Source organism: Streptomyces sp. CB02009, from assembly GCF_001905825.1.
Lineage (GTDB): Bacteria > Actinomycetota > Actinomycetes > Streptomycetales > Streptomycetaceae > Streptomyces.
In genome coordinates this window covers 607,435-621,706 of the sequence record NZ_LIVV01000001.1, presented here as the reverse complement: position 1 = coordinate 621,706, position 14,272 = coordinate 607,435, and the positions used below count along the sequence as shown (strand labels likewise).

Sequence of the window (14,272 nt, the reverse complement as noted above, 5' to 3'; positions counted from 1 at the left end):
GTTGGAACCCCGACGCGACAAGAGGAGTCCGCGATGGGAATGTACGAGGATGTCTTCCGCGCCAGCATGGACGACCCCGAGGCCTTCTGGCTCGGCGCCGCCGAGGGCATCGACTGGGACGTCGCCCCGCGACGGGCCTTGGACTCCTCGGGCGCCCCCTTCCACCGCTGGTTTCCCGACGGACGGCTCAACGTCTGCTTCAACGCGCTCGACCGGCACGTCGAAGCCGGCCGCGGCGACCAGCCCGCGCTCGTCCACGACTCCCCCGTCACCGGCACCCTGCGCACGTACAGCTACGCGCGGCTGAGGGACGAGGTGGCGGCCTTCGCCGGGGCGCTCGCCCAGCTCGGCGTGGGACGCGGCGACCGGGTCGTGATCTACCTGCCGATGGTTCCCGAGGCGGCCGTCGCGATGCTGGCCTGCGCCCGGATCGGCGCGGTCCACTCGGTCGTCTTCGGCGGGTTCGCCCCGCGCGAGCTGGCGCTCCGCATCGACGACGCCACGCCCAAGGTGGTCGTCTCCGCCTCCTGCGGCATCGAGGGCAAGCGGGTCATCCCGTACAAGCCACTGCTCGACCGGGCCGTCGAACTCGCCTCCCACAAGCCCGAGAAGAGCGTGATCCTGCAACGTCCGCAGACCCCGGCCGAGTTGGGACCCGACGACCTCGACTGGGCCGACCTGGTGGCCGCCGCACCGCCGGCCGCATGCGTTCCCATGTCGGCGAACGATCCCCTGTACATCCTCTACACCTCCGGGACGACCGGGAAGCCCAAGGGAGTGGTGCGTGACTGCGGCGGTTACGCGGTCGCCCTGCACTGGTCGATGGGCGCCGTGTACGACATCGGACCCGGCGAGACGATGTTCACCGGATCCGATGTCGGCTGGGTCGTCGGTCATTCGTACATCGTCTACGGGCCGCTGCTGGCCGGCGCCACGACCGTCCTGTACGAGGGCAAGCCGGTCGGCACACCGGACGCGGGGCAGTTCTGGCGCGTGGCGGCCGACTACGGCGTCAAGACCATGTTCACGGCGCCCACGGCCTTCCGGGCGATCCGCAAGGAGGACCCGGAGGGAGCACGTGCCGCCGACCACGACCTCTCCCGCCTGCGCTACCTGTTCCTCGCCGGCGAGCGCCTCGACCCCGAGACCTACCGCTGGGCGAGCGCCCTCCTGGACGTCCCGGTGATCGACCACTGGTGGCAGACCGAGACGGGCTGGCCCATCGTCGCCAACCCGGTCGGCATCGAGGCCGCCCCCGTCAAACCCGGCTCCCCCACCCGCCCGCTGCCCGGCTGGGACGTCCGCGTCCTCGACGCCGCGGGGAAGCCGGTGCCCGCGGGCGTCGACGGCGCGATCGTGGTCAGGCTGCCGCTGCCGCCCGGAGCGCTCACCACCCTCTGGAAGGACGACGAGCGCTACCTCTCCTCCTACCTGTCCGCCTACGACGGCTACTACCTCACGGGCGACAGCGGGCACATCGACGACGACGGGTACGTCTTCGTGATGGGCCGCACCGACGACGTCATCAACGTCGCGGGCCACCGGCTGTCCACGGGCAGCATGGAGGAGGCCCTGGCCGCCCATCCCGACGTGGCCGAGTGCGCGGTCATCGGCGTCGCCGACGCCCTCAAGGGGCAGGTGCCGCGGGGCTTCGTCGTCCTGAAGGCCGGCACCGCCCGCGAGCCGGGCGAGGTGGAGGCCGAACTCGTCCGGCTGGTGCGCGAACGGATCGGCGCCGTCGCCTCCCTCAAGGACGTGGCGGTCGTGGCCGCCCTGCCCAAGACCCGCTCGGGAAAGATCCTCCGCAAGACGATGCGCGGCATCGCCGACGGCCTCGACGAGCCCGTGCCGTCCACTGTCGACGACGCGAGCGTCATCGACGCGCTGCGCCGCGGCGGTCCGGGCGACCGCACCTCGTGAGCGGGGCTCGGTGGGGCTAGGCCGCCGCGGGCCGCGCGTGCGGGGCCACGCGGATGGGTCCGACGACCGTCAGCGGTGTCCCCAGGCCCTCGCAGAGGCGGCGGGCGCGGGCGAGCACGCTGAGTGAGGCCGGGGAGGGGTCGGACGTGGGCAGCTGTATCCGGACATGCCGTGGGCCATGGGCGGCAAGGAGTGTCTCGATGTGCAGGGCGACGGCCGCACGGCCGGTGACATCGAGGTCGCGCAGGAGAGTCACGTGCAGGACGCGATCCTCGAAGACATGGCTGATGAGCATGAACCCTCCTGCCACACGTCGGTCCACCCGCTGCCCCGGCCCGCTGCGGGCGAGGGAGGGGTGGTCGGAACCAGTATCCGACAACCTGTGCGAAGCGGCGCGCGGGACGCCCGGGGGCGGGCCGCCGCCCGGGTCCTGACGTGCTCCCGCGGTTTCGGCGTACGTCGGGACCCGGGTGTACGCCCGTGGTTTATCTCGGCCGTGGTGCTGATCGTCCTGATCGCGTCGGCGTCCGCGCTGGTCCGTCGGCGCCGGCACCGGTCGAGCGAGCGCCGCGGGCCGGAGGAACAGCACGACGCCGTCGACTCCCGCCCCCTGCCGGAGCACGTGCGGGAGCGCTATGTCCGGGAGTGGCAGGGCGTGCGGGCGCAGTTCGCCGACCGGCCGGAGGCGGCGGTCCACGACGCGGACCGGCTGGTGAGCGTCCTCATGCGGGAGCGCGGCTTCCCCACGGAGGATTTCGAGCAGCGGACCCGCGATCTGCCCGTGGAGCACGGCCGCGCCCTGGAGCACTACCGGGAGGCCCACGAGATCGGCCTGCTGGCCGCCGCGCACCGGGCCACCACCGAGCAGCTGGACGCGGCGATGGCCCACTACAGGGCCCTCTTCGGCGCACTCCTCTCCGACGGCGACCAGGACGGCTCCGGAGGCCCCGGTCACGGGGACCCGGGCGGGCCGACGTTTACGGGGCAGGAAAACGGCTAGCCGCGATACATCAGAGGACCGCGCAGGAGAGGAGCACGACCGTGTCGGGCGAGGAGAAGATGAAGGCCAAGAAGGAACAGGCCAAGGGCAAGGTCCAGGAAGCGGCCGGCCGGGCCGTCGGGAACGAGCGCCTCACGGCGAAGGGCCGCGCCGAGCAGATGAAGGGGGACGCTCGGCAGGCCAAGGAGAAGATCAAGGACACGACGAAGGACTAGCACCGCCGTTCGACCACCCGCGGTGCGGGACACCGGCAGTGCGGAGCACGGGCGGTGCCGCGCCAACCGCGGTACAGGGCGGGTTCGGACAAGGCCCCCGGTCCCCGGCCCGCCCTCGGCCCGCGCATCGGCAGAGGGGCCCGGGCAGGCGCCGCCCCCGGAGCGTCACACACGGCCCACTTCCAGAGCGTCACGCACATGGCTCACCTCCAGAGAGCGAGGCACATCATGATCCTTGTCGGAGTCATTCTGCTCGTCATAGGTTTCGTCACCGGAATCTCCATCCTGTGGACCATCGGGCTCGTCCTGCTTCTCATCGGCGCCGTCCTGTGGGTCCTCGGAGCCGCCGGCCACGCGGTGGGAGGCCGGCGCCACTACTGGTGACGCCGATCCCGCCCGCAGACTGATGGTGCCGGGAACGGCTCGCGCGCGGGACAGCTGATGAACGGCCGTCCCGCCGGGCGCCGTTCTGCGTTCGAGCGGATACGAAGCGGGATCCGCCGCGTGCGCGCCGGGCACCGGTGGGGTCCGGTCAGCGAACTCGACCTGTGGCAGCGTGCGCTGGGGTTCGCGGCGCTGGGGTTCCTCACCCTGATCCCGCTGTTGATCGTCGTGTCCGCGGCCGGGGCGGGCAGCGGCAAGGGATTCGCGCAGTGGCTCGGTGACGCGCTCGGGGTCTCGGAGCCCGCCAGGATGGAGATCGAGCGGCTGTTCGCGCTCCCCGGTCAGGTGCGCCGGACCACGACGGCGTTCGGTCTCACTCTGCTCGCGGTGTTCGGCCTCTCGTTCGGCACCGTGGTGCAGAGCGGCTACGAGAAGGTCTGGGACCTGCCCCCGGCGCGCTGGCGGGCCAGATGGCGGCATGTGCTGTGGCTGGCCGTCCTCCTGGGGGTCCTGTATCTGCTCGCCGTCGCCGCCTTCTGGCGCCGGGGCCCGACCGGCGGCGCAGTCTCCCTGCTCAGCGGCATCCTGTTCTTCTGGTGGTCGCAGCGCCTGCTGCTCGGGGGCAGGGTCGGGTGGACGGCGCTGCTGCCCGGTGCGGTGGCCACCGTGCTCGGACTGCTGGGGCTGAGGGTGTTCTCCCATCTCGTCTTCTCCCCTCTGATCGCGTCGAGCGCCGTCAGCTACGGGCCGTTCGGCGCGTTCCTGGTGATCGAGACCTGGCTCGTCGCGGTGGGCGTGGTGGTGTTCGGCGGCGCGCTGGCGGGCCGGCTGTTCGACGACGAGCTGCCCCGGGTGGCACGGAGGACGAACCGGCGGAAGTGACCCCGTGGGTGATCGGGGGCATGGGTGGCCGGGGCCGGGGCAGGCGGAGTACGGACGGGTACGCAACCCGCCACGCACGAAGGAACGACGTACGAAGCGCAGCGCGTGGAGCACGGAGCGCAAAGCACATCGCGCAGAGCACGAAGCACGAAGCACGAAGCACGGAAAGGGAGTACGGCGGGGAATCGCACGCCGTCCTCTGCCTACCGGAGGAGTTGTTTTCGCGTGACCGAGCACATCTGGAGCTACAAGTCGACCGCTGGCCACCTGGCCGGGACCGATCTGACCGGCTACAAGGTCGAGGCGACCAACGGCAGTATCGGGAAGGTCGACAAGCACTCCGACGAGGTCGATGACGCCTATCTGGTCGTGGACACCGGCCCCTGGATCTTCGGCAAGGAAGTCCTGCTGCCGGCCGGCACCGTCGTCCGCGTCGACCTGGAGGAGCGGAAGGTCTTCGTCGACGGGACCAAGGAGCAGATCAAGGACGCTCCCGAGTTCCACCGCGACACGCACCTGGACGACCCCGCCTACCGCCAGGAGCTGGGCGCGTACTACTTGCTGGGCGGCCCCTTCGGCAACCGCCTGGTCTGACACCCCCGCGCGACGGAGGGCCCGAACTCGACGAGTTCGGGCCCTCCGTCGTCCGCGCGTGCACCCTGGAATCTCAACTCACCTTTGAGACTGACAGGTTGACAGAAGTTGGCCTGTCAGGTGCATGACTTATCTGGTCGTCTGCGCATACCGTCGGAGGGCCCCGGAGGATCGGCGGTCCGGCCCTACCCAGGCCGACCCGCACCAGCGCCGCTCCTCCCGCACTCTCGGTTCCGCCGGGTTCCGAGTCCCCCCACGAGTGAAGGAGCAGCATGTCGCTCTACACATGGCTGAGGACGGCCACCGTCGGCTTCACGATCGTCCTCGCCACGGCAACGGCCACGACGGCGAACGCCGCACCCACGCCCGCGGCGGAGCCGTCGGCCACGGCGAGCGCGGCGGCCGTGGTGACACTTCGCTACGACGACAGCCGGGCCGGAGGCTGGGAGGCGGCCATCGCCGCCGGCGTCGCCTCGTGGAACGCGAACGTCGACAACGTCAAGCTGGTCGAGGCAGCGCCGGGCACCCGGGCGGAGATCGTGATCGTGGCGACCACCGGCTGGCCCCAGGCCACGCTCGGGCCCGTCCGCCCCGGCCGACAGGTCCGGGTCGAACTCGGGAGCCAGGCCGTGAGCCAGGGCTACGACAAGACCCGTATCGCCGCCCATGAACTCGGCCACAGCCTGGGCCTCCCCGACACGAAGCCCGGACCGTGCTCGCAGCTGATGTCGGGGTCGAGCGCGGGTACGGCGTGCGTGAACGCGATCCCCAACGCGGCCGAACAGGCCCGGGTGGAGTCCGCCTACGCCGCCGGTGCCGCCTCGCTCGTCGCCACCGACGGCCGCGTCCTGGTGGACGCCCCGTAAGGTCCGCTCTCCCCCGAACGGCGACGGCGGGGCGCCCGACAGCAGTGCACGATCGGGGGCCCCGCCGTCGCCGCACCGCGGAACCGCGTTGTGATCGCCGCGGACGACGCAGTACCGTCCGGAGGTTGACGGCAGCGTTCGAACGGCGGGCACGGTGTGACGTACACGGCAGATCCGACAGCGGCGGAGGCCCGCATCGCGGATGCGGGCAACATCCTCGTCGCCCCTTCCACCCTGCGGGACCATCCCCTGGTCAGGGACTTCTTCGGATCCACGATCACACCGGAGGCCCTGGCCTCCGCTCCGCAGGCCCTCGCGGGGAAGAGCGTCTACCTGTGCGGCGACCTGTCAGGGATCGATTCGGCGACCAGCGGTCAACTTCGTTCGGCGGCACGGGTGTTCCTCATCCGGGAGCTCGCGCACGGAGACCACGGGAACGTCGACGCACCGTGCACGGTCATCGGCCTCGGCCGTGTGCCCGTCCGCGTGCACGGCGCCGGCGTGTACTACCGCCGCTTCTTCGAGCCCGACGCCGATCACTTCGGACGGATCGGCGCGGAGCACGCCTTCCAGTCCCTGACGGAGTCCACCAAGCCCGGAACGGCGCATCGCAGCGGGATCTATCTGACCCCCGTCACCCGGGACGGCGACGCCCTGCGTTTCCGCCTGCTCCGGTGCTCCACGAACTTCTCGGGGCCGACCGAGACCTTCCGCCCGACGGACACGGACATCGTCGAGGAGCTGAACCGCGAGGCCTCCGCCGTCTTCCGGAACCAGGCACCGCTCAATCACGTCCTCGCCCAGATCTACCACAACACCGGTGCCACGGCGGAGCGCAGGCAGTCCAAGGCCAGGATCTCGGCCCACGCCGACAAGACCAAGGACATGCCCGTCAACGGCGTCATGGCCTTCTGCACGTTCTACGACGGTCTCGACAGGCTGCACCCGCTGGCCGACGACCCCTTCGACCACGGCGTGAAGGGCGTCAGCGGACTCACCCGGCTCCGCTTCCGCCTCAAGGAGCCGGCCTCGGAGCACGACGGGGCCGCGTCGGCGCTCCCGTCCCGGTTCACCGTCACGCTGTACCCCGGCTCCGTCTTCTTCATGCCGCTGTCCACCAACCGCTACTACACGCACGAGATCCGGCCCTCGTCGCTGGACGCCGAGCTGCTCCCGACGCGGCTGGGATACGTGGTGCGCTGTTCGAGCACCGAAGCCGTCCACCGGAACGGGCACACGTTCCTCGCGGCGGGCGGAGACCTGGTGCCGATGGAGCCTCCGACGGAGGACGGCATGAACGAGCTGCGGAGACTGTACGCCGAGGAGAACAGCACCTCGTCCTTCGTCGACTACGGCGACAGGTTCCTCTTCAGCATGAACACGGGAGACTATCGTGCCCCCCGCGCCTAGGCTTTCGGACGAGATCCGCACCTACGCCGTTCCCGGCGGCGACCTGTTCGCCGAGCTGTCCGCGTCGGCCTCCCTGGAGGACGTGGGGAAGGGCCGCCGGGGCGCCACGCTCACCCGGGCCGACGAGGCGGACGGTGTGCCGCTCGTACGGACGACGACGCGCTACGGCAGCCCGACGCAGCGCTTCCGGGCGGTGCACGAACGACTGGCGCGGCAGATCCAGGAGCGTGCGGCGCTCCCCGTCGGCTTCAACAACGCCCTCCTCGAGACGTACACGAACGCCTACACCACCATGGGCGCCCATTCCGACCAGGCCCTCGATCTGGCCGACGACTCGTTCATCGCGGTCTTCTCCTGCTACCGGCACCCCGAAGCGGGCCCGCCGCGGAAGCTGCTCTTCGCCTCGAAGGGGACCGCGGGCGAGACGTTCGAGGTCCCGCTCGCCCACCACAGCGTCGTCGTGTTCTCCGTCGAGGCGAACCGGCGGCTGCGGCACAGGATCGTGCTGGAGAAGCCCGTCCCGGCGGCGGACAACGAGTGGTTGGGCGTGACCTTCCGCACCTCGAGGACCCTGCTGCGGTTTCGCGACGGACAGGCCCGACTCCCTTGGGGCGAACGCCTCGTGGCGGCCGACGAGGAGCAGCGGCGCGAGTTCTACCGGCTGAGGCGCCGCGAGAACGACGAACGGGACTTCGTGTACCCCCCGCTGACGTACACGGTCAGCGAGAGCGATCTCGTGCCGCCCGTCTGAAGCCGGGGCCTCACGCCCGGTCGTCGGCGACCCGGTACGGCACGAACGTGCTGGTGTTCTCGTCCACGGCGAGCGGCCGGCCCAGGGGCGGGACCGCGCGCTGCGGGCAGTCGAGGCGCTCGCAGAGCCGGCACCCCATGCCGATCGGGGTGGCCGCCCCGGCGTTGTCGAGGTCGATACCGTCCGAGTAGACCAGCCGGGAGGCGTGCCGGATCTCGCAGCCGAGGCCGATCGCGAAGGTCTTGCCGGGCTCGCCCCAGCCGCCCCGGTGCCGGGTGACCGCTCGGGCCGTCCACAGGTAGCGCTGCCCGTCGGGCATGGCGGCGACCTGGACGTGGATCCGGCCGGGCGACGCGAAGGCCTCGTACACGTTCCACAGCGGGCAGGTGCCGCCGACGCGGGAGAAGTGGAATCCGGTCGCGGACTGCCGCTTGGACATGTTCCCCGCCCGGTCGACGCGGACGAAGGAGAAGGGGACCCCGCGCAGCCTGGGGCGTTGGAGGGTGCTCAGCCGGTGGCAGACCGTCTCGTAGCCCAGACCGACGTGGTCGATGAGCCGTTCGATGTCGTAGCGGAACTCCTCCGCCGCCGTGTGGAAGGCGCGGTACGGGAGGATCAGCGCGGCGGCGAAGTAGTTGGCGATGCCGATCCGGGCCAGGCCGTGCGGGGTGGAACCGACCGGGAAGTCCTCGGCGGCCAGCCGGTCGAGTTCGTCCCCGTACTCCAGGAGCGCCAGCTGTGTGGCCATCCGGAAGGCCTGCTGGCCGGGCCGCAGCCGGGCGGAGAGGTGGAGCACGCGCCCGGTTCCGTCGTAGTGGTGGAGCCGCTCGGATCCGGCCGCGGAATCCCCGGCCACCCGTACGCCGTGCCGGTCCGCGAGCCGGGTGGAGAGGGCGTGGACGACCGCTCCGGGCCGGATGCCGATGCCGAGGGCCAGTTCCTCGGCGGCGAGGTCCATCTCGTGGAGGTAGTTCCGGCGGCGGTAGAAGAACTCGCGGATCTCCTCGTGCGGCGAGAGGGGACCGCCCCGGTCCCCGTCCCGGCCGTCCGCCACCCCGGCCAGGCCCTCGGCGAGCCGCTGCCCGCGGCGGCCGAGATCGAGCAGGACCTGGGCGACGGCCGGCATGCGGGAGGCGAGCTCGGCCAGGTCGGTGGCCGAGACGCGGGCCTCGGCGACCTCGCCGGCCAGCGCCTCGCGCAGGTCCGCGACCAGGCGGCTGGTGTCGCGCTCCGAGAAGAAGCCGGGATCGACACCGAAGGCCTCGGTCAGCCGCAGCAGGACCGGCACGGTCAGCGGGCGCGAGTCGTGCTCCATCTGGTTCAGATAGCTGGGCGAGATGGCCAGGACGCGGGCCAGTTCCGCCTGGCTCATCCGCCGCTCCTCACGCAGCCTCCGCAGCCGCGCACCCGCATACGTCTTGCTCACCCGACCCCCTCGGTTCCCGCCTCACACTACGCCGGAATCCCTGCGGGGCACCCTTCGCAGACTTGGCAGATCGACGCCGGAAGATGCGCAGAAGTTGGCAGACGTCCCCCCTTGATGGCACCGAGTGTCATTGGGAGAGTCGTCCTGCGGCCCGCCGATCCCGTCGGCGCAGGCGGTACCACCGGGCACGACTCACGCCCTGACGTCGGTGATCCCGGCAGGTATCCGTCGGTGATTCGGCACGATTGCTCAGTTCGTTCCACGCAGGACGGCGGGCCGCACCCTGAATGACGGCACAGAGTGCCAGGTCTTTGCACCCTTTGATGTGCACGGCCCGCTCGAACGACTCATGGAGACGGTGACGGTCATGGCAGACACGAACACGACGGCAGCGACGACGACGGCCGCCGCGGAGCAGCTGGCCGCGCGCTGGGCGACGGACCCCCGCTGGGCCGGGATCGAGCGCACGTACACCGCGGAGGACGTCGTACGCCTCTCGGGCAGCGTCCGCGAGGAGCACACCCTGGCCCGGCGCGGCGCCGAGCGGCTGTGGCGTCAGCTGCACGAACTCGACTACGTCCACGCGCTCGGCGCGCTGACCGGCGGGCAGGCCGTGCAACAGGTCCGGGCCGGCCTCCAGGCGATCTACCTGTCGGGCTGGCAGGTCGCCGCCGACGCCAACCAGGCCGGACACACGTACCCCGACCAGAGCCTCTACCCCGTCAACTCCGTTCCGCAGGTGGTCCGCCGGATCAACAACGCGCTGCTGCGCGCCGATCAGATCGCCACCGCCGAGGGCGGAGCGGACACCACGGACTGGCTCGCGCCGATCGTCGCCGACGCCGAGGCCGGCTTCGGCGGTCCGCTCAACGCCTTCGAGCTGACCAAGGCGATGATCGCGGCGGGCGCCGCCGGCATCCACTACGAGGACCAGCTGGCCTCCGAGAAGAAGTGCGGCCACCTCGGCGGCAAGGTCCTCGTGCCCACCGCGCAGCACATCCGGACCCTCAACGCGGCCCGCCTCGCCGCGGACATCGCCGACACCCCGACCCTGGTCATCGCCCGCACCGACGCCCTCGCGGCCAACCTGCTCACCAGCGACGTCGACGAGCGCGACGCCCGGTTCACGACCGGCGAGCGCACCGCCGAGGGCTTCTACCGCGTCCGGAACGGCATGGCGCCCGTCATCGCCCGCGGCCTCGCCTACGCCCCGTACGCCGACCTCATCTGGGTCGAGACCGGCACCCCCGACCTGGCGCAGGCCCGGGAGTTCGCCGAGGCCGTCCACGCCCGTTACCCGGACCGGATGCTCGCGTACAACTGCTCGCCGTCCTTCAACTGGAAGGCGGCGCTCGACGACGACCAGATCGCCAAGTTCCAGCGCGAACTCGGCGCCATGGGCTACAAGTTCCAGTTCATCACCCTGGCCGGCTTCCACTCCCTCAACCACGGCATGTTCGACCTCGCCCGCGGCTACGCCGAACACGGCATGACGGCCTACGTCGACCTCCAGGAGCGGGAGTTCGCCGCGCAGGCGCAGGGCTTCACCGCCGTCAGGCACCAGCGCGAGGTCGGCACCGGCTACTTCGACCTGGTGTCCACCGCCGTGAACCCGGCCTCCTCGACGACCGCGCTCGCCGGCTCCACCGAGGAGGAGCAGTTCCACTAGCCCGCCCGTCGGCGCCCGACCGGCCCGCGCGTCCGGAGGAACGGGGGCGGGCGGCCGTCCCCGCCCGCCCCCGTTCCCCCTCGCAGTCCAGGAGAGTCCGATGACCACCACCGCCCCGACCCGTCCCGTCCGTGTCCTGGCCGCCCCCCGCGACCGCCACGAAGAGATCCTCACACCCGCAGCCCTGGACTTCGTCGGCAGGCTCGCCGCCGCCTTCGGCGAGCGCCGCCAGTGGCTCCTGAAGGAGCGGCGACGGCAGGCCGTCCGGCTCGCCACCGGATCGCCGCTCGACTTCCCGGTCGCCACCGCGTCCGTCCGCGCCGACCGCACCTGGCGGGTCGCCCCGCCGGCCCCCGGCCTGACCGACCGCAGGGTCGAGATCACCGGCCCGCCCGAGCGCCGGACGGCGGTGAACGCGCTCAACTCCGGGGCCCGCGTGTGGATGGCGGACTTCGAGGACGCCACCGCGCCCACCTGGGACAACATCGTCGGCGGGCAGCTGGTCCTGCTCGACGCGATCGAGCGGCGCCTCGACTTCACCACGCCCGAGGGCAAGGAGTACCGCCTCGGGGACGACCTCGCCACGATCATGGTCCGGCCGCGCGGCTGGCACCTCGACGAGGAGCACCTGGAGCTCGACGGCCGTCCCGTCCCCGCGTCGCTCGTCGACTTCGGCCTGTACTTCTTCCACTGCGCGCAGCGGCAGATCGACGCCGGACACGGCCCGTACTTCTACCTCCCCAAGCTGGAGAACCACTACGAGGCCCGGCTCTGGAACGACGTGTTCGTCCTCGCCCAGGAACTCCTCGGCATCCCCCGGGGCACCGTCCGCGCCACCGTCCTGATCGAGACGATCACCGCGGCCTTCCAGATGGAGGAGATCCTCCACGAGCTCCGCGAGCACAGCGCGGGTCTCAACGCCGGGCGCTGGGACTACCTGTTCAGCCTGATCAAGACCTTCGGCCACCGGACCGACTTCCTGCTCCCCGACCGGGCGAAGGTCACCATGACCGCCCCGTTCCTGCGCGCCTACACCGATCTCCTGGTCCGCACCTGCCACCGGCGCGGCGCCCACGCCATCGGCGGCATGGCCGCCCAGGTGCCCAGCCGGGACCCGTCCGCCCACGAGGCGGCCCTGGCCACGGTGCGGCTCGACAAGGAGCGGGAGGCCGAGGACGGCTTCGACGGCTCCTGGGTCGCGCACCCGGGGCTCGTCCCGGTCTGCCGGGCGGCCTTCGACGACGTACTCGGCGACCGGCCCGAGCAGCTCGGCCGGACCCGGGACGACGTGGAGACCACGGCTGCGGACCTGCTCTCCGTGCGCCGGATCAGCGGTCCGCCGACGGAGGAGGGCGTGCGGACCAACATCGCGGTCTCCCTGCGGTACTTCGACGCGTGGCTGCGCGGGCAGGGAGCCGTCGCCCTCGGCGGGCTGATGGAGGACGCGGCCACGGCCGAGATCGCCCGCGTCCAGATCTGGCAGTGGCTGCGCCACCGGGTGATCGACCGGGAATCCGTGCTCCTGGTGCTCGACGAGGAGCTGGCCGGGCTCGGCGCGGAGTACCCGTGGGCCGCGCTCGACGAGGTCCGCGAGCTGTTCGAGAGGACCGCGCTCGCGGCGGAGCTGCCGCAGTTCTTCACCCCGGAGGCGTACACCCGCCACCTCGTGCGCACCACGGCCACGGAGCGGCGGGCATGAGCGCCGGGCACGGCACCCCGGACGTGAGCGCCGGGAACGGCGCCGCGGGCATGAGCATCGGGAACGACGCCGTCGGCGCCGGCGCCTCGGACCGGCAGGCCTCGGGCATCGGCACCGCGGGCGTGAGCGCCGCCGGCATCCGCCGGGTCGGGGTCGTCGGCGGCGGCCTGATGGGCGCCGGTATCGCCGAGGTGAGCGCGCGGGCGGGACTCGACACCGTGCTCTGCGAGGCGAGCCGCCCGGCGGCGGCGAAGGCCCGGGAGCGGATCGCCGCCTCCCTCGAACACGCCGTGCGGCGTGGCAAGCTCGACCGCCCCTCGGCCGAGTCCGCCCTCGCACGGGTCACCGTCACCGCGGAAATCGCCGATCTCGCCGACCGGCAGCTGGTCGTCGAGGCCGTGACCGAGGACACCGACGCCAAGACGGCGGTGTTCGCCGCCCTCGACAAGGTCGTCGCCGATCCGGCGGCCGTCCTGGCGACGAACACCTCCTCCCTCCCCGTGATGCGGCTGGGCATGGCCACCGGCCGCGCCGACCGGGTCGTCGGGCTCCACTTCTTCAACCCCGTTCCGGTGCTGCCGCTCGTGGAGGTCGTCACCACCCTGCACACCTCGGCGGACGTCACGTCGCTCGTGACCGACTTCGCCACCGGCGTCCTCGGAAAGACCGTCATCCACTCCGGGGACCGGGCCGGCTTCGTCGTCAACGCCCTGCTCGTCCCCTACCTGCTCTCCGCGATCCGCATGACCGAGTCCGGCTTCGCCGCCGCCGCGGACGTCGACCGCGGAATGGAACGGGGCTGTGCCCACCCGATGGGTCCGCTGCGGCTCGCCGACCTGATCGGCCTCGACACCGTCTCCGCCATCGCCGAGTCCCTCTACGAGGAGTTCAAGGAACCCCTGTACGCCCCGCCGCCGCTGCTCCTGCGCATGGTGGAGGCCGGCCTGCTCGGCCGCAAGACGGGGCGGGGGTTCCACACGTACGACCGGGAGGAGAGGCCCGGTAGCCCGGGCTGAGGGGTCCGGGCGGCGCGGGAGGCGCCGGGTGAGGGACCGGCGCCGTGCGCGCGGGAGGGCGGGAAGCGTGGAGGCTTCCCGCCCTTCTGCCGTCAGTCCGTGCCGAGCTCGTCGGGAGTCGTCATCGGCAGGGCCGGCTCCTTCGGCGTCGTCGCAGATAAGGAACGGCGACCAGGTCGCCTTCACCTGGACCTCTTTCTGACCGTCGGCGTTCCCCGGGCGGCCCGGACTTCCGCGGACCGGGCCGCTCCGCCTCGCACGCACCGCGGTCCACGGTGCCCTCGACGGGTGGCGGGCAAGGGCTTGACCGGGGAACTTCGTCATCGTAGGTTCGGGCGCACCGGCTGTCCCGCGAGAACTGGAAGGAGGCGACGTCGGATGTCGATCATCTCCGAGCTGTCCCGCCTCCCCCACCAGACCGCCTGGGCTCCGGGTCTCAT

At 71.8% G+C, this 14,272-nt stretch carries 14 protein-coding genes; 12 read left to right on the top strand and 2 right to left on the bottom strand.

Going from position 1 to position 14,272, the window contains the following annotated elements; all coding sequences use genetic code 11:
• The first annotated feature begins 33 nt into the window (after positions 1-33).
• On the top strand, positions 34-1,920 hold the full coding sequence (locus AMK27_RS02775; protein WP_073902404.1) for a propionyl-CoA synthetase: 1,887 nt from the start codon (positions 34-36) through the stop codon (positions 1,918-1,920).
• A 16-nt stretch (positions 1,921-1,936) separates the two neighbouring features.
• Here AMK27_RS02775 and AMK27_RS02770 read toward each other — a convergent pair whose 3' ends face one another.
• A complete protein-coding gene (locus tag AMK27_RS02770) occupies positions 1,937-2,215 on the bottom strand; it encodes a hypothetical protein (RefSeq protein WP_073902403.1) in 279 nt (92 codons plus the stop codon).
• 201 nt (positions 2,216-2,416) lie between these two features.
• Between AMK27_RS02770 and AMK27_RS02765 the strand changes: the two genes are divergently transcribed.
• From AMK27_RS02765 to AMK27_RS02730, 8 genes are all read left to right on the top strand, one after another.
• Positions 2,417-2,920 (top strand): hypothetical protein, encoded by a 504-nt coding sequence (locus AMK27_RS02765; RefSeq protein ID WP_241847283.1) that lies wholly within the window; start codon positions 2,417-2,419, stop codon positions 2,918-2,920.
• A gap of 59 nt (positions 2,921-2,979) precedes the next feature.
• On the top strand, positions 2,980-3,135 hold the full coding sequence (locus AMK27_RS02760; protein WP_382505626.1) for a CsbD family protein: 156 nt from the start codon (positions 2,980-2,982) through the stop codon (positions 3,133-3,135).
• Positions 3,136-3,363: 228 nt separating this feature from the next.
• On the top strand, positions 3,364-3,519 hold the full coding sequence (locus AMK27_RS42925) for a DUF6131 family protein (protein ID WP_198955786.1): 156 nt from the start codon (positions 3,364-3,366) through the stop codon (positions 3,517-3,519).
• Between the two features lie 57 nt (positions 3,520-3,576).
• Positions 3,577-4,401: a YhjD/YihY/BrkB family envelope integrity protein gene (locus AMK27_RS02750; RefSeq protein WP_073902400.1), complete on the top strand. Its 825-nt coding sequence runs from the start codon at positions 3,577-3,579 to the stop codon at positions 4,399-4,401.
• A gap of 225 nt (positions 4,402-4,626) precedes the next feature.
• Positions 4,627-4,995, top strand: coding sequence for a PRC-barrel domain-containing protein (locus AMK27_RS02745; RefSeq protein WP_073902399.1), 369 nt, complete (start codon positions 4,627-4,629; stop codon positions 4,993-4,995).
• A gap of 272 nt (positions 4,996-5,267) precedes the next feature.
• The gene (locus tag AMK27_RS02740; protein ID WP_073902398.1) at positions 5,268-5,861 is read left to right on the top strand and encodes a snapalysin family zinc-dependent metalloprotease; all 594 of its coding nucleotides are present in this window, start codon (positions 5,268-5,270) and stop codon (positions 5,859-5,861) included.
• Between the two features lie 156 nt (positions 5,862-6,017).
• Complete coding sequence (locus tag AMK27_RS02735; protein ID WP_073902397.1) at positions 6,018-7,271, top strand: hypothetical protein; 1,254 nt, start codon at positions 6,018-6,020, stop codon at positions 7,269-7,271.
• Positions 7,255-8,022 carry an alpha-ketoglutarate-dependent dioxygenase AlkB gene (locus AMK27_RS02730; protein WP_073902396.1) on the top strand — a complete coding sequence of 256 codons (768 nt, stop codon included), beginning with the start codon at positions 7,255-7,257 and terminating at the stop codon, positions 8,020-8,022. Before AMK27_RS02735 ends, AMK27_RS02730 begins: the two co-directional genes overlap by 17 nt.
• A 10-nt stretch (positions 8,023-8,032) precedes the next feature.
• Here AMK27_RS02730 and AMK27_RS02725 read toward each other — a convergent pair whose 3' ends face one another.
• Entirely contained in the window at positions 8,033-9,448 is a 1,416-nt protein-coding gene (locus tag AMK27_RS02725) for a short-chain fatty acyl-CoA regulator family protein (protein WP_073902395.1), read from the bottom strand.
• Positions 9,449-9,815: 367 nt separating this feature from the next.
• On the opposite strand from AMK27_RS02725, the gene aceA reads away from it, so the two are divergent.
• From aceA to AMK27_RS02710, 3 genes are all read left to right on the top strand, one after another.
• Positions 9,816-11,117 carry an isocitrate lyase gene (gene aceA, locus AMK27_RS02720; protein ID WP_073903860.1) on the top strand — a complete coding sequence of 434 codons (1,302 nt, stop codon included), beginning with the start codon at positions 9,816-9,818 and terminating at the stop codon, positions 11,115-11,117.
• Positions 11,118-11,217: 100 nt separating this feature from the next.
• On the top strand, positions 11,218-12,816 hold the full coding sequence (gene aceB, locus AMK27_RS02715) for a malate synthase A (protein ID WP_073902394.1): 1,599 nt from the start codon (positions 11,218-11,220) through the stop codon (positions 12,814-12,816).
• 122 nt (positions 12,817-12,938) lie between these two features.
• Entirely contained in the window at positions 12,939-13,832 is an 894-nt protein-coding gene (locus AMK27_RS02710; RefSeq protein WP_073903858.1) for a 3-hydroxybutyryl-CoA dehydrogenase, read from the top strand.
• Positions 13,833-14,272 lie beyond the last annotated feature (440 nt).